14 protein-coding genes are annotated in these 25,728 nt (G+C 46.3%); 9 read left to right on the forward strand and 5 right to left on the reverse strand.

Going from position 1 to position 25,728, the window contains the following annotated elements:
* Nucleotides 1-5: 5 nt before the first annotated feature.
* The 5 genes from L0M98_RS16075 to rsgA all read right to left on the reverse strand — a co-directional run bounded on the left by L0M98_RS16075 (nt 6) and on the right by rsgA (nt 8,563).
* A complete protein-coding gene (locus L0M98_RS16075) occupies nt 6-1,952 on the reverse strand; it encodes a RagB/SusD family nutrient uptake outer membrane protein (RefSeq protein WP_099291851.1) in 1,947 nt (648 codons plus the stop codon).
* 11 nt (nt 1,953-1,963) lie between these two features.
* Entirely contained in the window at nt 1,964-5,398 is a 3,435-nt protein-coding gene (locus L0M98_RS16080; RefSeq protein WP_227216829.1) for a TonB-dependent receptor, read from the reverse strand.
* 91 nt (nt 5,399-5,489) lie between these two features.
* The gene (locus L0M98_RS16085; RefSeq protein WP_099291192.1) at nt 5,490-6,671 is read right to left on the reverse strand and encodes a FecR family protein; all 1,182 of its coding nucleotides are present in this window, start codon (nt 6,669-6,671) and stop codon (nt 5,490-5,492) included.
* A 59-nt stretch (nt 6,672-6,730) separates the two neighbouring features.
* Entirely contained in the window at nt 6,731-7,276 is a 546-nt protein-coding gene (locus L0M98_RS16090) for an RNA polymerase sigma factor (protein ID WP_099291193.1), read from the reverse strand.
* A gap of 366 nt (nt 7,277-7,642) precedes the next feature.
* Nucleotides 7,643-8,563: a ribosome small subunit-dependent GTPase A gene (gene rsgA, locus L0M98_RS16095; RefSeq protein WP_227216828.1), complete on the reverse strand. Its 921-nt coding sequence runs from the start codon at nt 8,561-8,563 to the stop codon at nt 7,643-7,645.
* Nucleotides 8,564-8,713: 150 nt separating this feature from the next.
* Here rsgA and L0M98_RS16100 point away from each other — a divergent pair, with 150 nt between their 5' ends.
* From L0M98_RS16100 to L0M98_RS16140, 9 genes are all read left to right on the forward strand, one after another.
* Nucleotides 8,714-9,289: a non-canonical purine NTP diphosphatase gene (locus L0M98_RS16100; RefSeq protein WP_186974777.1), complete on the forward strand. Its 576-nt coding sequence runs from the start codon at nt 8,714-8,716 to the stop codon at nt 9,287-9,289.
* A 9-nt stretch (nt 9,290-9,298) separates the two neighbouring features.
* A complete protein-coding gene (recO, locus tag L0M98_RS16105) occupies nt 9,299-10,015 on the forward strand; it encodes a DNA repair protein RecO (protein ID WP_227216827.1) in 717 nt (238 codons plus the stop codon).
* Nucleotides 10,016-10,216: 201 nt separating this feature from the next.
* Nucleotides 10,217-11,146, forward strand: a complete 930-nt coding sequence (locus L0M98_RS16110; RefSeq protein WP_099291197.1) for an ABC transporter ATP-binding protein — start codon at nt 10,217-10,219, stop codon at nt 11,144-11,146.
* Nucleotides 11,147-11,165: 19 nt separating this feature from the next.
* Nucleotides 11,166-14,552, forward strand: coding sequence for a golvesin C-terminal-like domain-containing protein (locus tag L0M98_RS16115; protein ID WP_227216826.1), 3,387 nt, complete (start codon nt 11,166-11,168; stop codon nt 14,550-14,552).
* A gap of 15 nt (nt 14,553-14,567) precedes the next feature.
* Entirely contained in the window at nt 14,568-16,043 is a 1,476-nt protein-coding gene (locus L0M98_RS16120; RefSeq protein ID WP_227216825.1) for a TolC family protein, read from the forward strand.
* A 21-nt stretch (nt 16,044-16,064) separates the two neighbouring features.
* Nucleotides 16,065-17,129 carry an efflux RND transporter periplasmic adaptor subunit gene (locus L0M98_RS16125; RefSeq protein WP_227216824.1) on the forward strand — a complete coding sequence of 355 codons (1,065 nt, stop codon included), beginning with the start codon at nt 16,065-16,067 and terminating at the stop codon, nt 17,127-17,129.
* Between the two features lie 6 nt (nt 17,130-17,135).
* Nucleotides 17,136-20,225, forward strand: a complete 3,090-nt coding sequence (locus tag L0M98_RS16130; RefSeq protein WP_099291200.1) for an efflux RND transporter permease subunit — start codon at nt 17,136-17,138, stop codon at nt 20,223-20,225.
* The gene (locus L0M98_RS16135; RefSeq protein ID WP_227216823.1) at nt 20,222-24,958 is read left to right on the forward strand and encodes an efflux RND transporter permease subunit; all 4,737 of its coding nucleotides are present in this window, start codon (nt 20,222-20,224) and stop codon (nt 24,956-24,958) included. The genes L0M98_RS16130 and L0M98_RS16135 overlap by 4 nt, the downstream gene beginning before the upstream one ends.
* 15 nt (nt 24,959-24,973) lie before the next feature.
* On the forward strand, nt 24,974-25,675 hold the full coding sequence (locus L0M98_RS16140) for a hypothetical protein (RefSeq protein ID WP_099291202.1): 702 nt from the start codon (nt 24,974-24,976) through the stop codon (nt 25,673-25,675).
* Nucleotides 25,676-25,728: the final 53 nt, after the last annotated feature.

Raw genomic sequence — 25,728 nt, forward strand, 5'->3', positions numbered from 1 at the left:
AGTCATTACCATCCCGGATTTTGCACGATACCGGAAATCATCACTTCTTCACTCTTGATAGGGAACAGGTAATCCCGTGCCGGGATAAACTGCGCCTGATCCCACACCACCATCGGACCTTGCCCGTTATTATAAAAGGCTTGCCAATTCTTTCCAAGTACATTCCAGCCCATCGGTTTGTCGTTCCAGCCTTCAGTAATTGCAGTTCCCCAACGACGTACATCCCAGAAACGATGTCCCTCGAACATCAACTCGATTGTCCGTTCGCGTTGGATAATACTCCGTAATCCCGCCTGCTCGTTAAATTTATTCGCATTCACGCCATATCTTCCCCAGCTATCCTGCACGGTCGGGATACCTGCCCGCTCGCGCACGGCATTCAAACGATCGAAAATCTGATCCCGATGCGCTCCATTCGGACCTTCATACTCGTTCCAGGCTTCTGCCACTGCCAAATAAAGCTCTGCCAATCGCATCGTCACGGAAACATTCACGGCGAAAGACATGATATCTTGCGAGTAAGTTTTCAAATTAAAATCACTACGCGTACCTTTCTTCACGAAATAGCCGGTAATATTTTGCGCGTAATTGGGATAAAGCCGATCTTGCTTTAATCCGAACAAACCGCCTTGATAAGAATCCACGATCAAATTATAGTTCACGGACTTCCCAAGCTGCCAGTACAGCCCAGGAGCAGCAATCATTGCGTAAAAACGAGGTTCTCGCTTCAAGTGCAATGCCAACACATCCGTTCCCATCGGCACCACGCTCGTGTACATGACATCCCGCTCTTGCGCCATACCGTAGCCATCTCCATACGTCCACGTCCGATCCTCCTCGATGGGCAATCCGTTCGCCGTGTAGAATTTCCGTACCATCCGGATATTCGTACCGATACTACCATCTAACACGGAACTATAGTGTGGATCCGTAGTTTTAGTTCCCAATTGCGGCAGAATTCTCTGGAATAGATCCGAGAATCCACTCACCATCATCACCGCCTCCGTGGAATTTTGGAAATTCGGTGCCCACAGCGAACACTCCAAATCCCGCATGGTATTCAACAATGGGGTGGATTTCTCTTGGGTACCGGCAATCAATTTATAACCGTGTCCCTCCAAAAACTGGATAGTTTCATCCAAATATTCAGCCGCCACGCGCCACTTCTCTTTATCCTCCACGGGGAAAAGTAACTCGCCATTCTTATTCTTCAGATCTTTGTACACACTTATGCCCCCGTTAAACAACGGAGAAGCGGCATAGAGCAATACGCGGCATTTCAAACCCATCGCTCCCTCTTTCGAGAAAAACATTCGACGAGTGGCATCTTTTTCGGCAAATACCTGCAAATAAGGGATTGCCTCATCCAACAACTGATTGATCGCTTTAAAACAACTATCCAGCGGACTTCTCGGTTGACGTTGTTCCTCCATCGGGGCATACACGTCGATGTTCTGAGGCACCAACACGATTGGACCATAGCGTTTAACCAACTCAAAATAGTAAAAAGCTTTCAACGCTTTGATCTCTGCCGTCCAAGTTTCCAGCTCGCCTTCATTCAGATTATAGACATCACCGATATGCTTCAAGAAAGTATTGCAATACCGAATATAATAATAGACACCATTATAGGTCCACATATCATTAATCGGTGCTAAAGCCGTCTGCAAGCCATCGGCGATCAAGAAAGAGGTCATTCCGCGATTCTCCCGCGCATAACGGTTGGAAATGTATTCGTCCGCACCACAAAAAGCCGGATTCGTGGTCGTATACACTTGCAAAGGAACAAATCCCTGGTTTGCATCAATCATCCATTGTTCCGCTCCGGTGCGTGTCTCAAATATTTTGGGAATCGTCAGAATATCATCCTCGGGAACTAAATTGAGGTACTCGTTACACCCCGTCCATAACCAGGCGGAACAAATCAAAATGAATATACTTTTAAATTTCATATACATGATTTTTAGAAACTAAAATTAACACCTACTGAATATGTCCTTTGGATCGGATAATTAAATCCGTTGCTTCCCAATTCCACATCCCATAAATCAAAATCACTGATCAAAAACGGATTGTTCACCCGGATATAAGGTTTGATCCGTTGCATACCGAGCTTCTCTGCCCATTGGATCGGTAAATTCCAAGCCAACTCTAACGACTGGCAACGCAAAAATTTCACCTCCCGCATAAAATAAGTGGAAGCGCGCAAAGTTTCTTGACCCAACAAAGCCTCCTCCATATTGTGAGCCGTGATACTCTTGGTAGACAAACGCGGCCACAGGGGTCTGCTTTTCATATTCTCGGGAGTCCAGTGGTCTTTCCAAATAGCACTCAACAAGGCACGGTCGCCCACGAACGGCGTAACGGCACTCGGGTTGATAAAGAGTGAACGTTGACCTGCTCCCTGGAATGCGAAATTAAATTCCACGCGCTTGTAGCTGATCGTTCCATTGAAACCGTATACCAAACGAGGCTCCGTGGGAAATCCGATATGTACAGCGTCATCAATGCTGATCTTGCCGTCGCCATTCACGTCACGATAGCGAATATCTCCCGGCATCACGTCGCCCGATTGTTTCGGCGAACGGTCGATCTCCTCCTGACTCTGAAACAATCCTTCTGCCACGTAACCCACCACTTGCGAAATATCATGCCCCACTTTTCCTTGCCAAGACGGTTTGTCGGCAGCCTCTTCGATGGATTTGTACACCGATTTGTTGTAGGTGGCAGTCCCGTTCAAGATAAACCACAAATCATTGGAAAATGCATGTTGTACTTTAACAGCCAAATCGAAACCGCGAGAACGCACCTTGCCCACGTTATCATACGGGTATAGCCCCAATCCCATGCTGGCGGGCACAATCGTGCGTTGAGCCAAAATATTATGACGGATCTCCTCGTATACATCCAATGTAAAATCGAGCAACCCTTTCCACAAAGTCATCTCCAAACCAAAGTTGGTCATTTCTGCAATCTCCCACTGAATCGTCGGGTTGGCATAAGAATAAACCAGATAATGGTCCTGGGAATCCTGTCCCATGTTTTCCAAATAAATGTATCTGCCGGTATTGCCATAAGCGGAAGACCCGGTACCGATGCCGTCATTACCCACTTTCCCGTAAGAAGCACGAATCTTCATAAAAGTTAACCAGTTGTTAAAACGTTGCATAAACGGCTCTTTCGAAATCACGTAAGAGATCCCGGCCGCGGGAAAAAAACCGAAACGATTATGTTCCGCGAAACGTTCGGAACCATTGTACCCGAAACTACCCTCCAAATAGAAACGTTCCTTGAAACCGTATGAAAGACGCATGGAAAGTCCCATATTCCGGTTCTTGATGGCAGAAAACAAATCCCGTCCTGCAGAAGAGGTCACCTGCGACATATTCACCAGTCCCGTGTAACTGACCGTATGATCGCCCCAGAACTGGTTGTAATACACCCGGAACTCTCCGGTCAACTGCGTTTCTCCCTCTGCTACTTTAGAGTTAGGATCCACTTTCAGCGTCTTATCTCCCTCTGCCAATTGTTCCAACACATGTTTACCCGTTTGGTGATTATAGTCAGCCAACCGATATTTATAAAGTTCCGTCAGAAACGGCGTACTGTAATAAGCCTGCTTGTATAGCGACACGTTGGTTCGGATTTCCAAACCTCTTAAGAACGCAGATAAGTTCTGAATATATTCCACCCGATTGGAGGTAGCGAAACGACTCCGTTCCACGTATCCCTGTTGAATGGAAGCATAAGGGTTCTGGGAAGTTATCGTTTCATAACCGAAACGAAGGTGCGGAAATTTATAGGTATCATCCGCCGGATAGACCGCCGCGTAATCCACCGGACTCGCGTTAAACGCCATACCATAAGCGGTAGTCACGTTAGCCAAAGGACCATGATAACTGTCCAACGAAGAGGTGGAGGTCAATAACAATTTCGCAGTGGGAGTCATATCAATATTCAAATTGATACGCAAAGAGGTAGTATTATTCCGAATATTAACATTAAACGAATTCAACTTATCCGTTTTCAACATACCTTCATCGAAATTGTGACTGACGGAGGCATAATACTGCATAATCTTGGTTCCGCCTCGCACGCTCAATCCCAAGTGATGATTGAAAGACATATCCTTAAACAACAATTTATACCAATCGTTGGCAGGGTATACCCAAGAGGGAAAACGGTCGCTGCCCGTGTTAGCAATCCGTTCTGCCGTGTATTTCGGTTGTGCCAACGGGTCGCGTGTCTGTAACGCCTCGTTATAAGCCTTCATGTAGGTGATCGGATCTACCACGTCGATTTTCCGCGTCGGTTGTGAAGCAATTGCCTCGTAGCGGAAAGAAGTGTACACCGAACCCTCGACTCCCTTTTTCGTCGACACGAGAATCACACCGTTTGCCCCACGAGCTCCATACATGGCGGTAGCCGAAGCATCTTTCAACACGCTGAATGAATCAATATCCTCCGGGTCAATACGCGACAAGTCCAACACGCTAACCTCTACCCCGTCCAACAAAATCAAGGGAGCCGTGTTCGCGTTGTTACCGAAAGACGTGATACCGCGCACCGTGAACTGCGTGTTCATTTCGGCCTCGGTCAAGGCTCCCGGTTTACCACCCTTCAAATAACCGATCATACCTGGAATACGTCCCACGAAACTGGCAGTAAGGTCGCTATTAGAAGATTTCAACGAACTGACATTTACCACAGAAATAGAACCGGTCACGGACTCGCGTTTTTGTTCCCCGTATGCGACCACTGTAACCTCTTCCAACGCCTCTTCCGTGGGCTTTAGTGATACATTCAACTCATCTTTCCCTTCTATCGGTACCGTTTGGTCTTTGTACCCGATAAACGAGAACTTCAACACGTCGTCTGCCCGTACCAAAATATCATATTTCCCGTCTTTATCAGTAGCCACTCCCCGTGAGGTCTGATTGATAACGACACTTACCCCCGGCATGGGATTTCCCTTCTCGTCCGTCACGCGTCCCTTGACCGTGATAATGTTCCGTACCTCAGGTTCTTTGGTTTTCGGTTTTTTCTTGACAACGATCACTTTACCCTCGATCGAATAATCATAACCATGAGCCACGAGCACCTTTCCCAGCACCTCGTCCAGCGTCGCATTCGTGAAAGTCTCCGTGATTTTCACCTCATTGGATATATCATTTTGCTTGTAAACAAAAGTATATCCCGTCTTTGCTTTCAAATCCTCAAGTACTTCCAAGATGGTATTATTGCGGTACTTGACAGTTATTCTCTGTTGCCGCAAAGTATCATCCTGCGCATACACGGAGGCACACGACAACAGAGTCAAAATAAAATTAACCAAAACGATCTTACTCCATTTTCGAATTTCCACCCGAAAAATGGTGTGACTAGATTTTTTTTTCATACATTTGTTTTTGAATTAATAAGATATCGTCTGCCACCAACAGACGTTACACACCGTAAGCGGGAGAATTCCTTGAATTCTCTCTCTTTTTTTACTTTAACTTTTGAACTTCTATTTTTCCATCGGCATTTATTTTAAATTTCACATCTGCCACTTTACTCAACACGGCAAGAAACACCTCCAGCGTCTCGTCACTCGAAATACTTCCCTGCAGTATAATGTCTTCCCCGGGCAAAGATTCCGTCACGAAATCCACGTCGTAAGCACGCGAAACGACTTTCAGGATTTCGCTCAACGCCATATTCTCGATACTGATCATTCCGTCTTTCCACGACACCACGTCACTCACTTTCACCTGGCATACACGCAAGCTATCGACACCAACGCCCAGGACAGACTGCTCCCCCGGGGAAAGTACCACCGCCTCCGCCCCGTGGACAGGAATCACTTTCACCTTCCCGGAGGCAAGCGTCGTCAACTCCGGCTCTGACGGATAGGCAGACACGTTAAACTTCGTCCCCAGCACCGTCACCAACTGGCGCACGGTTTCCACGACAAACGGTCGCACCGTATCCCGTGTCACGTCAAAAAACGCCTCTCCCGTGACACGCACCCTCCGTTCCCCCTTCGCGAACTTTTCCGGGTATTCCAGCCTGCTGTCCGAATTCAGCCACACCACGCTACCGTCATTAAGCGAGATCCGGTACAACCCAGCTCCCCGGGGAATCGTGATCTTGTTATAAACAAGCACATCTTCTTTTTCTTCCTCCGCGTACTCCTCCAATTTTTTATCGTACACGACCTTACCGTTGCTGATCGCCACTTGTGCTCCATCCCGCTCCTCAAACTTGATCCCACTGCCCCCCAAGTAATGTTGTCCGCCATCAGCCATCTCCAGTATCGCCTTACGAGCGGGCGGACCGATATAAGCCATCGTTCTACTCTCGTCAACGGAAGAAGCATCCCGCCATAACACGACCGAAGAAATAACCGCAACAACCACCGCGGCTGCCGCCACCCCGTACCACAACTTGAATGTCCGACGCCTCCTCCCCCCGATACGCCCGCGTATCGAAGAATAGTCCCCCTTGATCAACCGTGCACGCACAACCTCCCGCATAACGAGATTCTGCTTTCGCACCGTATCAAACAACTTACGGTTCTCGTCACAGGCTTCTTTCCATTCCAGAATCTCCCTTTCTTCCCCGGTAGAAAGTTTGCCATTAAAGAAGTCCAATAACTCGGATTCGGTAATTTGAGATTTTCTTTCCATTCTATCATATCAATTTCTTGCCCCATAGACCGGAAAAATGATAAAACGGTTGATTCAAATCAGGAAAAAAATCGGGGAAAATTAGAAAAAACTTTTCGAAGTCGTTTTAAAGCATTTACCAACAATGTTTTAACTGTTGCTATAGAAATAACAAATTTTTCAGCCGTCTCCCGGTAACTCAACCCGTCAATATACACCGCCCTCAAAACCTCTCTCATGCGCGGGGGTAACTTCTCGATCTCTGCCTCTACCGCCTGCAAAATCTCCTCCGTGAGCCAATCCGTATCACTCTCGTCCACCAACACGGGCAACACTCCACCTGCTTCCCGCAAGACATCCCGCTTCTCCAGTAACTTCAACGCCCGATTCCTCACTGCCGCGAAAAGGTATCCCCGGATACTACCCGACGTGATCCTCTCGTAAGCCCGCTTCTCCCAGAAATCCACGAGAAAATCCTGCACCACGTCCTCCGCCGCCGGAATATCACTCAAAAACGTGTCTGCCCACAGCACCAACGGTCGATAATAGTATTCGAACAAGACCTCCATTCCCCGGTGATCATGTTCTCCCAAAAAACGACATATCAACTTATCATCAACCTGCATAAATTCAAAAGCTCACACGCGTGTATAAATTATTGACTTCTCAAAGTTACACAAAAGCTTCTAATTTTATACTGGCATAACAAAAAATACAAAAGAATATCTTCCGAATCACTTGTACCCCATCTCAAAATAGTAAAACATTTCCAAGGAAAACAATAAGAAAACCTACCTGAATTCATGTGAAATCCCGTATCACTTCCGGTTCAATTCCGTATAAAACGCTATTAGTTCCCTATTAAAACGCTATTAAAACCCTATACTATAATAGCGTTTTAATAGCTTACTAAAAGGATACAAATAATGTTTCAAGTACTACTGCACCGGAATTGATACGGGATTCATCTTGAATTCAGGTAGGTTTTCACCTTATTTACGGTACTTCTCCTCCCCTTCCTCGAACATGCTCGTGTAACTGAAATAACGGCTTTCGCTGATTTCCCCGTCCTCTACCGCCTGAATAACAGCGCATCCCGGCTCGTGAATATGCGTGCAATTGTAGAAACGGCAATCTTTTGCCCGCTTGAATATCTCCGGGAAATAGTGTGATATCTCCGTCTTCTCCATGTGTATCAGCCCGAACGCCCGGATGCCGGGAGTATCCACGATATACCCCCCGAAACTCAACGGGAACATCTCCGCAAAGGTGGTCGTGTGCTTGCCCGTGTCGTGGAACTCGGAGATTTCGGCAACTTTCAATTGCAAGCCCGGTTCCACCCGGTTGATCAAAGAGGATTTCCCCACGCCCGACAAACCGGAAAACACGGTCACTTTATCTTTCAGCACCGCCACGACATCCTCCACGCCTTCCCCTGTCAATGAGGACACATGCAAACACTCGTACCCGATCTCCATATATATTTGTGTCAGAGCACCCAGCAGCATCAGATCATCCTCGTCATACAAGTCGATCTTGTTGAAAACGAGTATGGCGGGAATCCGGTATGCCTCCACGGAAGCTAAAAAACGATCGATAAAAACCGTTGAGGTCACGGGATGATTCACCGTTACGACCAGCATCGCCTGATCGACATTCGCGGCTATGATATGCGCTTCTTTCGAGAGATTCGTCGATTTTCGAATAATATAATTTTTCCGTTCCTCTATCCGGTGAATCACCGCGCCATCGGGATTTATCTCTACTTCCACAACATCACCGACCGCCACGGGATTCGTGGTCTTAATCCCTTTCATCCTGAATTTTCCCTTTATCCGGCATTCCAAGACTTCACCCGATTCCATCCGTACCGCGTACCAGCTACCGGTAGATTTTACGACAATTCCTCTCATTGTTCTTTGATTTACAATTCATGCTTCATATCCGACCTTGTTCCATAATAAACACTGTCGAAACACGTTAAGCGGGTACAAATATAGCGTTTCGCGTTTGCAAAGACAATCTATTTCGTTAATTTCGCGATACACGAATTTTGATAGATTATGAAATTAGTTTTCGCGACCAACAACACGCACAAGTTGGGAGAAATCAAGGAAATGTTGGACGGTCGGCATGAGATCGTTTCCCTGAAAGACATCGGATGCCACGAGGATATCCCCGAGGAGCAAGATACACTGGAGGGGAATGCCCTGCAAAAAGCGAGGTATATACACGAGAAGTTCGGCTACGATTGTTTCGCGGATGATACCGGACTGGAAATAGAAGCACTTGATAACGCCCCGGGTGTCTATTCCGCCCGTTACGCCGGAACTGCCCACGACTCGGAGGCGAACATGCAAAAGGTGCTTCGGGAGATGGAGGGTGTCAGTAATCGTAAAGCACGGTTCAGAACGGTGATCGCCCTTATCCTCGGTGATCGGGAGTATCTTTTCGAGGGTATCGTGAACGGGGAGATTCTCACGGGGAAACACGGGCACGAGGGTTTCGGTTACGACCCGATATTCCGCCCCGACGGTTACGCGGAAAGTTTCGCGGAGATGCCCCTGCACGCTAAAAACGAGATCAGCCACCGGGGGCGAGCCGTACGGAAACTGTACGAGTTCCTAAATGCCCGGTAACACGCTTCCATGCAGACGATCAAAGGCATCATATTGAAAAGTCTACCCTATTCCGAGCAGCAGCAAATCATGCACGTGTACTCGGCAGAACGGGGGTACATGCAATTTATCACCCCCATGACGCTTTATAAACGGAAGAACAACCACGCCGTGCAATGTATGCAGATCGTCGAACTCGAATATTATCCCAATGAACGAGGGGGGCTTCACAAGTTAAAATCCGTGTCTTCACTGGTGAACACGTCATCTATTTATTTCGACGTGTACAAGATGAATATCGCCTTGTTATGGGGGGAGCTTCTGGACTTGGTACTACGACATTCTGACCCGAACGAGAACATGTACGAGTATATCAGGTACTCCGTGGAATATCTCAACACGAGCCGGGAGGATATCGCGAACTTCAACTTGCTGTTCCTGTTCCGGCTTAGCAAGCTCATGGGATTCGGCATTGACGACAGCACCTATCACCCGGATTATGTTTTTAACATTAACGACGGGTGTTTCTATCCCGCGGGCGCTCCCGAGAATTATTGCACGGGACCGCGTTCCGCCCGAATCATACACCAACTCTGTTCCTGCCCGATGGAATCGCTCAAAGACATCCCTCTCAATCAACAAAGCCGGAAAATCCTTCTCGATATCGCCCTGCTCTTTCTCGGTTTTCATTTAAACATGGACTTCAACACGAAAAGCATCCGGGTAATCCGGGAAATATTCTCTTAGGCAAGTTTTAAAATCAAGACATATTTTTTACCCGAAATAGCGCAAACAGGGCATAAGGAGAGATTTTTGTTAATGTTTTGTTAAAAAAATAAACCTTTTTAAGCGAAACAGGTCTTATATGGACAATCAGTTTTCACATTTTATTAACATACATTCCTACTTATTATGCATAGATTTATACCAACCTAAAATACCAATGTTATGCGTATCAAAATTGTAAATCTAAACAAAGTTTACCCGGGAGGTAAAAAAGCCTTAAAAGACTTGAATCTTGAAATCGAACCGGGAATGTTTGGTCTGTTGGGACCGAATGGAGCGGGAAAAACCACCTTGATGCGAATCATGACTCTCTTGCAGAGCTGCACATCCGGAACGATCTACTTCGATGACTATGACATCGCGAAAGACAGGAAGGCTATTCGCTCCATGTTGGGCTACCTGCCGCAGGACTTCCGCTTTTTCGAGAAGCTGAAAACGTGGGAATTCCTTGATTACGGGGCAGGTCTTGCCGGAATCAAGGGCAAACAGCACCGGGGCGAAGTGGTAGACGAGATGCTGCGTAAAGTTGGATTATTTGAAGTCCGTGACCGCTGGGCAAATAAATTATCCGGTGGTATGAAAAGAAGGTTGGGTATAGCACAAGCCATTATCGGCAATCCTAAAGTAATCATTGTCGACGAGCCGACGACAGGACTCGACCCGGAAGAAAGAATCCGGTTCCGCAATATCCTGTCGGACATCAGTGACAAAGATTCCATCATCATCCTTTCCACCCATATCGTGGGAGATATTTCCAGTACCTGCAAGAAGCTGGCTCTCCTGAACCGGGGCGAATTGAAATTCGAAGGCTCTCCGGATGAAATGGTCAATCTGGCAAGAGGGAAAGTATGGGAGATTTTCGTGACCGACCAGGAATACGAGGAAATCAAGGAAAAATACCCGATTATCTCGACAATTCCTACAGACGGGGGACTCGAGATTCAAGTCGTGGCGGAGAACATCGAGGAATACTCGCATAAAGCCATTGAACCGAATCTGGAACATGCCTACGTTTATTACATGGACTACTTGCTGAAAGACAAAATGAACATGCAGGTGGAAGCCATTCAAGAAAACGAATTGTTCAAGTAAACCTATACTAAAATCAGCGATGAACATCCACAATATCAACACGATATCAAGATACGAAACCAAATTATTACGCCGGAGCTGGTTATTCCGGATATTTGCCGTTTTATCCCTTTTAATCATTGTCTTTTTCCAGATCAGCCTTCAATCAAATATTTTCGGCTGGTATCGCTGGAGCATGGTAGCCATGCCTTCGTCAATCCCGTTTGTCAATATTTATCTTTTCAATATCGCTCAATCTATCATAGCCATATTTCTGGCGGGCAATTTTTTGAAGAGAGATAAGAAACTGGACACGGCGGAGGTGATCTATGTACGCCCGATGAGCAACGCCGATTATATTGTCGGCAAGACATGGGGGATTATCAAGGCTTTCGTGTCGTTGAACATTATTGCATTAATCATCGCTGGTTTTATACACGTTTTCGCGAGCGATTCCCCGTTCGCGTTCCTCCCTTATATTTTTTATTTACTTACCCTGTCTATCCCGTCACTGGTATTCGTGCTCGGTCTTTCATTCGTGGTCATGAGCTTTGTCCGCAACCAAGCGGTGACATTTATTATCATGCTGGGATTCATAAGCGGTACATTGTTGTACTTGGGCGGAGTGGAGCAAGGAACGTTTGACTTTTTCGCGCTTACCGTCCCGAACATGTTTTCCGAAGTGCTGGGACACACGAATCTCGTTCCCTATCTGACACAACGCTTCACGTTCCTGTTCTTGGGTATGGGATTACTTTCTTTCACTATCGCGCTGGTAAACCGTCTTCCTTTGCATCCCAAGAAAAATATCTTACTCAACTTTATCGGTTGCGTTATCATGATTTTTGGATTAGGTTGCGGGTACTCTTACTATTCCACCTACCATCACATCGACAATCAACGCCACCTGTATTCCGAGAAATACCAAAAATACAACATCGCGGATAAAGTTAATTTATTGAGTCAGGATATCACTTATTCACAAAACAAAAAAGAAATCTCGGTTACGGCAAACCTGCAAGTACAGAACCGGAATCATAAAACGATCAATAACGTATTACTATATTTGAACCCGTCGTTGAAGGTCGAAAAATTAACCGCCAAGGGACAGGATATCCCTTTCGAGAGGGACGCTCAAGTTGTTGTGGCGGATTACAAACTCCGTCCTTATGAAACGGCTGAACTTCAAATCAGTTATCAAGGTACAATAGACGAGAATATTTGCTATCTGGATATCACGGACGAGGAATATTATGACACTCAAAACGGGAATAGCATTCTCCGATTCGGGAAGAACTACGCTTACGTGCAGGACAAATTTACCCTGTTAACCCCGGAATGTCTCTGGTACCCGACCACGTTGCCTCCTGTAAACCCGGAAGCACCTTATAATATAAGGAAGAATTTCGCCACGTTCTCTTTAAAAGTGTATAACCCGACGGAACGCGTGGTTTTATCTCAAGGTACTTCCTCCCGAAGCGGCGACACGACGTTATTCACCAATGCAGCTCCCTTACTGGGGGTAAGTCTGGCAATCGGGGATTACGAGAAAAAAAGCGTTACGGTAGATTCCGTGGAAATCGAACTATACAATTTTAAAGGTCACGATTACTTCTCGAAAGAATTTCCGAACATGGCGGATACCCTAGCCGGTTTCCTTTCAGATGTCAAAACGGAATACGAGATGCGCAAGGGACGCAAATACCCGTTCCCCAAGCTGGTCTTGGCGGAAACGCCCATCTCTTATGCCGGATACGTGCGCAACTGGAAAGGCAATAGCGAACAGATGCAACCGGAAATGGTGTTCTTGCCCGAACTGGCAGCCACTCTGCCGCGCAGCGATTTCAAAGCCTCCAAGAAAAGGATGAAAATGTGGGCTCAAAATGATCCGCGGGGAGGTTCATCGGAAGATATTGATCTTGAAATGAACACGATACGTGATTTTATCCGCAGCGTGTTCCAATCGGAAGAAATCTATCAAGAAGAGGGTAATTCTTTTGTCAATATGTTTACCAGCGGTTGGTCCGGTACATCCAAATTAAATAAATACGACATCTCGTCCATGTACTTTAACTACGCGACATCTATCTATTCGCAGGACTTCCCGATTATTGACATCGTGATGAACACCATGTTGAAGCAGGAAGAATCAAATCCCGGAAGAAGGTGGTTCCGTATGTTCTCGGGCATGGGGGACAGTCAACGGGCTTCGGCCTATTTGAACGGCAAGAGTTTTGAACAAGCCGTTCTGGACAACACGCTTTCCACGGAAGTGTTCTACGAGATGATGAAATTAAAAGGGATATACCTGCGAAATTATATCACTTCACGAGTTCCCTCTGAAGACTTCAAGAAATTCATGACCGACTTCTCTCAGAAATATAAATTCCAAGAAGTCAACTTCACACGTTTGAATAATGAATTTATCCGTAAATTCCATTTCAACTTGATGGATTTCATTCCCGGGTGGTACTCGATAAACGCCACGCCATTATTTATTGTAAAAGGGATAGACGCGGACGAGGTTGCCATAGGTGAATACACGAAATACATGGTACACTTCCAAGTTTATAACCCGACAAATATTGACGGAATCATCTCTGTCAGCGTTGAACAGGGCGGTTTCATGCGAGGTGGTCCCGGCAGACGGGGAAGAGCAGCCCAAATGGAAGAGAATCCGCCAAAAAATTTTATTATCGACGCGAGAAGTTATAAAGAGATTAGAATCCTTTGCGACGATCGCCCCAGCAACTTGACGATCAACACGAATATTGCCCAGAATCTTCCGAGCGATATCATGCACAATTTTGCGAAAGTGACCACAACCTCGACCGACACGGTAAGCGGTATCTTCGCGGGTAATCCTACCGTTTTCGCCTTTAACCCGAAAGAAATCACGGTCGACAACGAGGACAAAGGTTTCCGTGTAATCGAGTCGAACCAGAAGAATACGTTACAATCTCTTTTCAAAAAGGAGGAAGAAGACAAGTATAAAAACTTGAATTTCTGGATGCCCCCAAGTAAATGGACGGCAACCGTCGGTATAAATTATTACGGTGACTATATTAATAGTGCCATGTACAAGAAATCAGGAAGCGGGAACAATCAAGCGGAATGGAACACGCGAATCCAAATCCCCGGTTTCTATGAAGTTTTCGTTTACAGCTCGCCCGGCATGGACAGGATGATGTGGGGCCGTGGAGAACAACCCAAAAGATACCAATATTATACAGTAAAACATGACGACGGCGAAGAGGAAGTGTCTGTCGAAACGGGAGGCAGGAATACCACCGGTTGGGTTTCCCTCGGAAGTTTCTATTTCTCGGAGGGTAACGCCAAAGTTACCTTGAGTGACAGAGGTTCCGAACCGGGACAAATCATCATTGCCGACGCGGTAAAATGGGTTTACACGAGTAATAATAAATAATAACAATAACAGTTTATGAAAACACGTACGTCATTATCGTTGATCATTTCCGGGCTACTGATCATATTCTCCCCGGGAACAACGTCCGCTCAAGAGATTTTGACGCTAGAAAAGGCTTTGGAGATCGCTTATCAACAAAGCCCGTCGTTGATACAAAGTAAAATGTCACTTGAACAGAGTGAACTGTCTTTACTTCAACGAAAAGCATCCTTAAAATCTTTATTCCAATTCGATTTGAGCCCTTTTAACTATTCCAGAAGCAGTAGTTTCGAGGAAATAAGTTCAACATGGAATACCTACCGTACCATGAGTGCCGGAGGTAATTTCAGTATCACTCAACCTTTGAAATGGACCGACGGTACATTGACGCTAAGTAATGATTTCAACTGGCAAGATGCACAGAATCAATCCAACAATCTAACAAACACTTCTTTTTCCAATCGCCTGTCATTACGATTGAATCAACCTATTTTTACCTATAATCGAACCAAAATCGATTTGAAACAATTGGAATTCGATTTGGAAAATGCCAAGATAAGTTATGCTATGGCACAACTAAACATTGAAAAGACGGTAACTTCAGGATTTTACAATGTTTACCAAAGTTTCAAAAGCCTGACAGACGCACGGGAAGCATTCGAAAGTGCAAAGCAAAACTATGAAATAACCAAGAATAAGGTTGAACAAGGCCTACTTCCAAAAGAAGAGTTATTCCAATCGGAAGTAACTCTGGCAAATAATGAAACAAGCCTGTATAGTGCTGAAACAAATTACGAGTCTACCAAAGACCAATTCAAGCAAACCTTGGGTTTACCTTTGGAAATGGACATCAGTGTACTCACGAATACAGATATTACACCGGTAGAGGTTGACCAAAACTTGGCTATCAAATATGCTTTGGAACAAAGAATGGAGATCCGGCAAAAACAGATCAGTGTCGAGCAAGGTCTCTTTGATTTGCTCGCGGCAAAAGCAACAAATGAATTCAAGGGAAATATTTCCGCCCAAGTCGGTTTATTCGGTAATGGAGATAAGGTAAAAGGTGCTTTCACCAAACCGGAAGATAACGAATCCGTGGGAGTCACTCTTACCATCCCGGTTTGGGATTGGGGGACTCGCAAAGCTGCTATACGCAAGGCTCAGATTGCAAATGAAAATAAAGATATCGATTTAGCCGAATACAAAAAAAGCGTTGTACTCGAAATTCGTCAAATATGCCGGGAACTTCCCAGCCTCGTGAAAAAAATAGAGATCGCACGCAAAAACGTGGAAAACGCCGAACGCACGTATGATATCAGCGTGGAAAAATACCGCAGCGGTTCTCTATCGGGTTTAGATTTAAAGAATCAACAAGATCAGCTAACCAGTGCCAAAACTGAATACACAAACACGATCATCAGCTATAAACTGAAATTACTTGATCTGAAAATCCAGACATTGTGGGATTTCCAAACGAACACTTCTTATTTACCCGTGGACTTGCTAAAATAAAAACAACAAAATATAACAACTATGGCTACAAATAAATCAATAAAATATATCGGGTTCATTCTACTCGCATTTTCTCTGAACGCCTGTAACGAGCAACGTTCGAGCTCTTCTTCCGAAACAACAACTCCCGTCTGGCTCACGGAAGTCGGCAAACGGAATATTCGTGAATTGACCACCACCACGGGTACGGCAAAAGCCGCCAAAACCGCCGAGATAAAATCAGAGATTACCGGTAAATACGAACTGATGAATAATCCCAAAACCGGACGCCCTTATAAATTAGGTGACATCGTGGAAGCGGGAGCCGTCATTGTGAAACTGAACAATAAGGAACACGAGAACAGCGTATCGCTGCAAACCAAGAAAATGCAAGTTGATATCGCCAAAAAAGAATGGGACGGGCAAAAGGTCGTGTATGATAAAGGAGGGGCAACCGAAAAAGACGTGTTGAACGCCGAGAGCAGTTATATCCAAGCACAAACCGCACTGGAAACGGCAAATACCGAGTTGGAAAAAATAAATATCAGAGCCCCGTTTAAAGGGGTAATCGTCACTTTACCCTATTTCACTCCGGGAATAGACGTTGCTTCCGGCGAAATCATCGTGGGTATGATGGACTACAGCCAGATGTACATGGAAATCGCACTTCCGGAAAATGCCATCGAAAAAGTGAAAGTGGGACAAAAAGTATTAGTTACCAACTATAATATAAAATCAGATACTTTATCCGGAACCGTATCCCAGTTATCCCCGGCAATTAACGAGGAAACCCGTACATTCTCTGGATACATCGCTATTAACAACCCGGAATTGAAATTACGTCCCGGAATGTTCGCCAAAGGCGAGATTATTACTTTGCAAAGAGACTCCGTGTTATTTATCCCGAAAGAAATCGTCAATGCCCGCCGGGGAATGCGTAACGTATTCACGGTGGAACAGAATCGTGCCGTGGAGAAATACATCAAAACAGGCATCAGCGACGACCGCTACACGGAAGTCACGGAAGGCTTGAACGAGGGTGACAAGATCGTTATCAAAGGTTACGAGTTCTTGAGAAACAGAGGCAAAGTAAAAATCATGAAATAAAACGATATGAACAGTATCACCAAATTTGCAGTAAAATACCCGGTGAGCGTGCTTATGCTTACGCTGGCGGTATGTTTACTGGGTACGATATCTTATAATAAACTGGGAACAGACCTTTTCCCCGACTTGAAAAATCCCGCCCTTTACGTGGAAGTAAAAAGCGGACAAAGACCACCGGAAGAGGTTGAAAGACAAATCACTCAAAAAGTCGAGGGTACTGCCGCACGACAGGAAGGTGTACAAAGCGTTTACAGCATCAGCAGGGTAGGATATTCCAAAATCACGGTTGAATACGGCTGGGATCAGGATATGGATGCCGCTTTTTTAGATCTGCAACGCGCAGTTTCCACCTATGCCCAACAGGACAACGTGGACGAGATTAACGTCACCCGTTATGACGCGAACGCCAGTCCGATTATGACCATCGCGCTCACGCACAACGAGATCAAAGACATGAACGAGTTACGTAAGGTCGCGGAGAATTATATGCGCAACGAACTTGTCCGCGTGGGTGGAATAGCAGATATTCAATTAAGCGGTCAGGAGCAAGCTATCGTGGAAATCTCCACGGACGCCTACATGCTGGAAGCTTTCGGGTTGACGGCAAACACCATCGCTTCCCAGATTACCGGCATGAGTCAAAACGTGTCCGGGGGAACGATTACCGACAATGACATCCGGTACATGGTAAAGGGTGCGAATCTGATCAATACCATTGAAGATATTGAAAACATCATTGTCGCTTTCAAGGAAAATACCTCTTCCACCTCCAACGCATCATCACAAGCGTCAACAGGATCGAGTAAACCGAAAGCCCCAATCTACTTGAAAGATGTCGCCACGGTAAGTATCCGCAATCAAGAACCCGAGAATATCGCCCGTTACAACGGTGAACGTTGCTTGGGTATCAGTATATACAAGGAGAACAAGTACAACACGGTAAATGCCGTCGATAACCTGCTCGTGAAACTCGATGAATTCCAAAAAAGTTTACCGGGATACGAGTTCCACGTGATCAGCAACCAAGGTGATTTTATCGGAAGTTCTATCAATGAAGTGAAGGACTCCGCTTTGATAGGTATTCTGCTCGCGGTTATCATTCTTTATTTATTCCTGCGACGGGTGAACATGACGCTTATCGTGAGTGTATCCATTCCGATATCTATTATCGCCACGTTCAACCTGATGTATTTCAACGGGCTATCCATCAATATCATGACATTGGGGGGACTTGCCTTAGGGGCGGGTATGCTCGTGGACAACGCTATCGTGGTCATGGAGAATATCTTCCGAAACATGGAAGAGAATCACCTCTCTCCCACCGAAGCAGCGGTGCGAGGCACATCGGAAGTGGCAGGAGCAATCACGGCATCCACCTTAACCACCATTGTCGTGTTCCTCCCGATTGTTTACCTGCAAGGTGCGGCAGGTGAACTGTTTAAAGAACAGGCATGGACGGTCAGCTTCTCGCTGCTATCCTCTCTGTTCGTGTCCATCTTGTTCATTCCCATGCTCGTGTCAAAATTTCTGGGTAAAAAAGACGGAAGAAAAGGTCATGCCATCACGATAAAAGGTTTCGGTAACTTCGTGGGACGCGTATTAAAAGTAAAATATGCCGTTATTCTGGCGGCTCTCGTCCTGATGGTAATATCTTACTTGATGCTGCCTTTTATCGGGATGGAGTTCATGCCGAAAGCGGAATCCAAAGAGCTTGCCATACTCATCAATATGGAACCCGGTACCCGACTGCAAAACACGGACAATGCCGTGGCGACCATTGAAGATGCCGCACGCACGCTGGGCGGCGATGATATCGAATGGATATACACGCAAGTCGGTCCCTCCAATCTGGAAAGCACGAGCGGCGGCAAACTGGAAGAAGACAACCAAGCGCAAGTAACCGTGAAAATTAAAAAAGATTCCAAACTGGACGCTGATTATTTTATCACGAATATAAACGCGAACTACCAACTCCCCGAAGGTGTTGAAATCTCCTACGAAAAAGGAGAGTCCGCCTTACAAAGTATTCTCGGCACGGAAGGAGCCCCTCTCGTGATCGAAGTGAAGGGAGAAGAGTTGGATATATTAAACGAATTGTGTTCCTCCATAAAAGAAAAGATATCGGGCATCCCCGGACTCTATGATATCAAGACCTCTATGGAACAGGGCGCTCCCGAGGTAAACATCAAGATCGACCGGTTGAAAAGCGGTATCTACGGAATCAATGTCAAAGAAGTAAGTGATCAGGTAAGTGAAAAACTGAACGGTAAAGAAGCGGGCTCTTTCGAGAACAAGGGCGAAACTATCGATATCAGTATCAAAGTACCCGAAGTTTCTCTTTCAGAGATGGAACAAATCGAAATCACACAAGGGGACAAAAAATATCGCCTCGCTGAAATAGCGGATATCGAAATCACTTCCGCTCCGCGGGAAATCGGCAGAGTAAACCAAAGCCGCACGGGTACGGTTACGGCGATGATCGACAAAGGATACACGTTAAGCCACATCACTCCTTCCATACGCGAAAAACTATCGGAAGTAGAGTTCCCGGCAAAATACACGGCAAAGATTACCGGAGAGGAAGAAAAAAGACAAGAATCATTCGGCGGACTGGGCTTCGCCTTAGGTCTGTCCATACTGTTAGTGTATATGGTTATGGCTGCTCAATTCGAATCTTTACGCCACCCGTTCACTATTCTGCTGACTATCCCGTTAGCCGGGGTAGGTTGCGTGTGGGCATTCCTGATTACCGGACAAACACTCAACATGATGGCATTTATCGGTATCATCATGCTTGCCGGTATTGCCGTGAACAGTTCTATTATACTCGTGGATGCAATCAACCGCCTGAAAGCGGACGGTCACCCGTTGGACGATGCTATCAAGATGGCTGCCCAACACCGCGTACGCCCGATCATCATGACCAGTGCCACCACTATTCTGGCACTGCTCCCCATGTGTTTCGGTTTCGGGGAAGGGGCTTCGCTCCGATCTCCCATGGCATTAGCGGTTATCGGGGGGCTTCTGACCTCTACCGTCATGACCTTGATCGTCATTCCATGTGTGTATTACGTTATTGATAAAAAGAAGTCATGAAGACCATTATAAAAAGACGAGTTCTCATCTCGATGTTATTCATCGGGTTGGTACTTATGGGAATCTTTTCCCAGAAGCACCTGCCCATGGAAATATTTCCCAATGCCGAATTACCGGTATTGAGTGTCAACATCAGAGCCACTTCGAATTTGGAACTCGACCCCACGTACGTTGAAAATCACGCCGCTATCCCGGTAGAAGGCGCTATCAGTTCGCTCGACGGAGTGGAAAAAATAGAAACGTACATCAGTTCGTCAGGTGTTTCAATCCGAGTTGCATTGAAACAAAATGTAGACTTGAAATACGCGTTCCTGCAACTGGAACAAAATATAAAGAGCATATCCAAGAACATTCCCGAAGAATTTACTTGTACTGTCAACAAATCCTCTGCCGGTTCGGCAAGTGACAACTTCATGCAGTTGCAAATCCTCGGGGAAGACGATATCGACTATGTCCGCAACATCGTGGATAAAGACATCACGCCCTATCTCGAAAGCGTGGACGGTATCGCGGAAGTCCGAATCGTGGGTGGCCGACAAAAAAGTATCGAAGTCATTATCGATTTAGAACGATGCAAAGCACTGAATCTCACGCCATCTATCATCAGTAGCAAGATATCTGCAAATCTGGCGGAAAAAACATTTGCCGGCTCCGTGTACGAGAACAATAAACGTTATTTCGTCAACGTGACGGCAGAATACCTTGCCACCGAAGACCTTGGAAGTATCGTTGTAGCCGAAGGACCAATTCTGCTAAAAGATATCGCGGAAATCCACTTCGGGGTGAAGGAAGAAGACTCCTATTCCCGTGTAAACGGTAAGGAGGTCGTAACCTGTAGATTATACAAATCCCCTTTGACCAACGTGATTGATTTGTCTGAAAAAGTACGGGCAGAAATCGACCGACTGAATGAAGAGATAGCCTCCAAAGGGATCAGTATCGACATTCAGGAAGATCAGGCTGAAATCATGAGTGATAATATCAACGAGATTATCAACCTTGCCATATCGGGAGCTTTTCTAGCTATTTTCGTCCTCTTCCTGTTCTTGCGCAAAATACATATCGTGTCTATTGTCGCTTTCGCTATACCGATATCCGTGTTCTCGTCCTTCTACTTCTTCTACTTGTTCGGCATCTCGATCAACACGCTTACCCTCACCGGTATCGCGCTCGCGGTGGGAATGTTACTGGACAATTCTATCGTGGTCATGGAAAATATCTATCGCCTGAAGGCCACAGGTATGCCCACGGATGAAGCCTGCGTGCAAGGAACCGAGGAAGTATGGAAAGCAGTCCTTGCTGCCACGATTACCACGATTATGGTATTCCTGCCTTTCCTTTTTGCCGATCGTTACGAGATTAAACTTATCGGAGAACATATCGGGGTGTCCATCGTCGCCACGCTGACCATATCGCTGGTCGTGGCGTTACTGTTGATCCCCATGGCTGTCAATGCTATTTTGAAGAGGAAACCGAACGACGTTAATTTCAGCAAATTGTCTCTGCACAACCGCCTCGTGCAAATCTACATGGCAATACTGAAAATGTCCCTCCGCCGCCCGGCACAGGTTATCATCTCCGCACTCGTGGTGCTTCTCGTCACGGTAGTGCTATCCACTTCCCTGACGCTAAATACTCTTAGAGAAATTCAAACAAACACGTTCAACGTGTACATTACTCCGCCAACCGGATACACGTTACAAAAGACTGACGACATGATTCGCCTGTTCGAGGATGAATTGCTCGAGGTCAAAGAGATCAAAACATTTACGTCCGACATCAGCGAAGATAACGTGGATATTACCATCCGACTGAAAGACGATTTTGAAAAAATCAACAATAAATCTATCCCACAGCTGAAAGACGAATTAGTAAGGCTGGCAGAGAAAGTAAACATATCCAAATCCCAAATCAGCCTTCAAGCAACAGAAACCGCCGAGAGAGGTGGTGGCGGCATGTTGGGCAACGCCTCACTGCTTCGCCTGATGAATATCGGGAGCCAAAGCGAGAAGGTCATTATCAAAGGACAGGATTTCGAGGCTATGACAAATTTTGCCGAATACTTGAAATACCAATTCGAAGACCTTGACAATATTTCTTATTCCAATGTCAGCAGTCAATCGGGTAGTTCTGTGGCAAAAATGTTCTTTGACCAGTACTTGATGGGAGTCAACGACATCACTCCCGGCAACGTGGCAAATGAACTCAATAATTTCGGTCCCGAAAGCACGGCATCCACAAAATACAAAGCGGGTGACGAAGAATATGATATCATTATCCGGGACGCCACGTATGACGAAAAAGACAAGACTACACAAACCCGTACGCTTGAGGATCTGCGCAATATGCAGGTGACGAACTCCAAAAACGGACTGGTAGAATTACGTGATTTCGCCCGCATCAACCTCGGACGGGACAAAGGAAGCATCATTCGTATTAACCAAGAGAAGGAAGTCACTCTCTATTACGCTTTCAACTCGGATATCAACGAATCGAAACCTCTGCTTGAAGCGGCACGGGAAGAGATTGACGAGCTAGTGCAAGGCTTGGATGTCCCTGCCGGTATCGCCGTACAAGTCGTTCACGAGGAAAACGAAATGGATGATTTCACTTTCCTTATACTGGCCGCATTCGTCCTCATTTACATGATACTCGCTTCCGTGTTCGAATCGATATCAGCCCCTATCGTGCTGATGTTCACGATCCCGTTGGCAGCAATCGGCTCGTTATTGGCATTATTGTTCACGAGCAACCCGTTGATGAATGCCAATGTCTTTATCGGCTTTATCATCCTGATCGGTATCGTGGTAAACAACAGTATCATCCTTATAGATTATACCTCATTGCTACGCCGCACGGGCAACCGGAAGCAACGCGCTATCATAACCTCCGGCCTATCCCGCCTGCGACCTATACTGATCACGGCAATCACGACCATCGTGGCTATGGTTCCGCTGGCTCTCGGCACGGGAGAATACGTGTCCGGACTAGGCGCCCCGTTCGCGATCACTGTAATCGGCGGATTGACTATGAGTACATTGTTGACTCTAGTTATTATCCCCACGCTCTACTCCGGTATGGAAGACGCCCTTACCCGCCTGCACTCGCAAAGCTGGGTGATGAAAATCATACAAATCGCGGCATTCATCGTGGCACTCACTTGTGTCTATTTCTGGACATATACAGTGCTCGACCGAATACTTTACGTCATTCTGACCGTTATACTGGTACCGGGCATCACGTGGTTCCTTGAGGACAGTCTTCGCCGTGCCCAAAGCAACATCATCCCTGCCGACGAGGAACTGGAAATCAAAGTATGCAATCTCGTGAAGATATACGGTCGCCCCTCCCGCTTCGAGCGGGAATGGACTTCCGGGCTGAAAATCAGGGAACGTCTGGGCTTGAAAGAGCAATACCGGGAGTGGAAAGACCTGCAACCCCTGCTATGGTCGCTACCCATCCTCGGCTTCATGTATTACTTCACGTTCAGTTATCAAGTATTATTCTTGTGGGCGGTCATCTTCGCTTTCATCACGTGGATCATGACCCTCGGCACCATGAATATCTTCCGGGAATTTTTTGAAAACCGGAACGATAAGATGATTGCCAAGCTCTTGCGCATCATCGCTATCGCCATCTATTACGCGGGACCTTTCGTTATCCTCTACTGGTCGAGCAACAAGTTCGACAATAGCGGGGGAGCTATTTTCCTTGGTATGTTCTGGTATATCGGCATCGCGGCAAGATACTTGTCCAACAAGATTAACAAGGAGAACATTAATATTGATCTGATTGACGGTCGCTTCCGTATGTTGAAGAAAACCATATTCCGTATGGCTTCCAAGGCTCCGTTCATCGGCGTGAAGAAAAAACCGTTCAAGGCGTTAAGTTCCGTTTCCATGGAAATCCATACCGGAATGTTCGGACTCCTCGGTCCCAACGGAGCGGGTAAAACCACGCTGATGCGTATCATCTGCGGTATTTTCGAGCAAAGCTACGGCAAGATATTTATCAACGGTATCGACACCCAGAAGAAACGGGAAGAGTTGCAAGGTCTAATCGGTTACCTGCCGCAAGAATTCGGAACCTACGAGAACCTCACGGCTTGGGAATTTCTCGAATATCAGGCTCTGTTGAAAGGCATCTACAACAAGCGTGTACGCCAGAATCGGATCGCAGAAGTGCTTTCCGCCGTTCACATGTACGAGAACAAGGATAAGAAAATCGGGGGATTCTCCGGCGGTATGAAACAACGTATAGGTATTGCCCAGACGTTGCTCAACCTGCCGCGCATCCTCGTGGTAGACGAACCCACGGCGGGACTCGACCCGCGGGAAAGAATCCGCTTCCGGAACCTGCTCGTGGAACTGTCGCGTAACCGAATCGTGATTTTCTCCACCCACATTATCGAGGATATCGCCAGCTCCTGTAATCAAGTGGGCGTTATCAACAAAGGAGAACTGAAATATCACGGGACTCCTTCCGATATGGCCAACATAGCCAAGGATGTCACGTGGACATTCGAAGTACCGGTACGGGATTTTGCCAAACTCCCGTCCGACCTGCTCGTCGTTCACCACATCCGCCAAGGCGATATGATCAAAGTACGCTGCCTCAGCGAGCGCAAGCCCGCCGAGAACGCCGAACGGATACTCCCCGCGCTGGAAGACTCCTACTTGTGGCTGTTGAGAACCGTCAAAATAGAGAACAAAGAACAAATTATAACCCAATAAAACGCACCCCCAATTATGCTTCAATTTTGGATAGCGATACAGAAACTGGTACAATACAACATCAAGATCATCTTCGGGAACAAATTCTTGTACTTCATGTTGAGTGCCCTCGTGTTCTTTATCATCACCGTGGTGGTGTACCTGCTGGGCGACGACGAGATCACCCAAGCAACCGCCTACTCGATGCTGATGCTGCCGAGCATCCTGCTCGTCTTCTACCCCATGTGCTTCGGGTTACAAAATGACCAAGATGCCAAAATCGTCGAAATCATCTTCGGAATCCCTAACTACAGCTACAAAGTTTGGTTATTCCGGCTCTTGATCTCGTATGTCATCTGTTTCGTCATCACGTTGATCCTCGCATTGCTCACGGATCTCGCCATCGTGTCCATTCCCCCGATGAACCTCGCCCTGCAAGCTATGGTTCCCGCCCTCTTTATCGGTACGCTCTCCTTCATGCTGAGTACCACCATCAAGAACGGCAACGGAACCTCCGTGGTCATTATCATCATCGGGTTGATCCTCTTTATGATGAAAGAAAGCCTTGGTGCCAGCCAATGGAACATCTTCCTCAATCCATACGATGTTCCCCTCGATAAAAACCCGCAGATATTCTTCAACGCCGTTTTCCATTGCCGGATAAACATGTTGATCGCTTCTGCCCTCTTTATCATCATCGGTCTGAACAACACCCGCCACCGGGAAAAATTCATATAATGGGACTGTCTAACAAGTTTTAGACAGTTCTTTTTTTTTGTAAAAATAAGGCT

Origin of the sequence: Butyricimonas sp. DFI.6.44 (assembly GCF_022132345.1) — a bacterium.
In the GTDB taxonomy this organism is placed as follows: Bacteria; Bacteroidota; Bacteroidia; order Bacteroidales; family Marinifilaceae; genus Butyricimonas; species Butyricimonas muris.

Coding starts and splice junctions, on each gene's coding strand:
- L0M98_RS16075 (WP_099291851.1), bottom strand. CDS start 1,952: ATGAAATTTAAAAGTATATTCATTTTGATTTGTTCCGCCTGGTTATGG.
- L0M98_RS16080 (WP_227216829.1), bottom strand. CDS start 5,398: ATGAAAAAAAAATCTAGTCACACCATTTTTCGGGTGGAAATTCGAAAA.
- L0M98_RS16085 (WP_099291192.1), bottom strand. CDS start 6,671: ATGGAAAGAAAATCTCAAATTACCGAATCCGAGTTATTGGACTTCTTT.
- L0M98_RS16090 (WP_099291193.1), bottom strand. CDS start 7,276: ATGCAGGTTGATGATAAGTTGATATGTCGTTTTTTGGGAGAACATGAT.
- rsgA (WP_227216828.1), bottom strand. CDS start 8,563: ATGAGAGGAATTGTCGTAAAATCTACCGGTAGCTGGTACGCGGTACGG.
- L0M98_RS16100 (WP_186974777.1), top strand. CDS start 8,714: ATGAAATTAGTTTTCGCGACCAACAACACGCACAAGTTGGGAGAAATC.
- recO (WP_227216827.1), top strand. CDS start 9,299: ATGCAGACGATCAAAGGCATCATATTGAAAAGTCTACCCTATTCCGAG.
- L0M98_RS16110 (WP_099291197.1), top strand. CDS start 10,217: ATGCGTATCAAAATTGTAAATCTAAACAAAGTTTACCCGGGAGGTAAA.
- L0M98_RS16115 (WP_227216826.1), top strand. CDS start 11,166: ATGAACATCCACAATATCAACACGATATCAAGATACGAAACCAAATTA.
- L0M98_RS16120 (WP_227216825.1), top strand. CDS start 14,568: ATGAAAACACGTACGTCATTATCGTTGATCATTTCCGGGCTACTGATC.
- L0M98_RS16125 (WP_227216824.1), top strand. CDS start 16,065: ATGGCTACAAATAAATCAATAAAATATATCGGGTTCATTCTACTCGCA.
- L0M98_RS16130 (WP_099291200.1), top strand. CDS start 17,136: ATGAACAGTATCACCAAATTTGCAGTAAAATACCCGGTGAGCGTGCTT.
- L0M98_RS16135 (WP_227216823.1), top strand. CDS start 20,222: ATGAAGACCATTATAAAAAGACGAGTTCTCATCTCGATGTTATTCATC.
- L0M98_RS16140 (WP_099291202.1), top strand. CDS start 24,974: ATGCTTCAATTTTGGATAGCGATACAGAAACTGGTACAATACAACATC.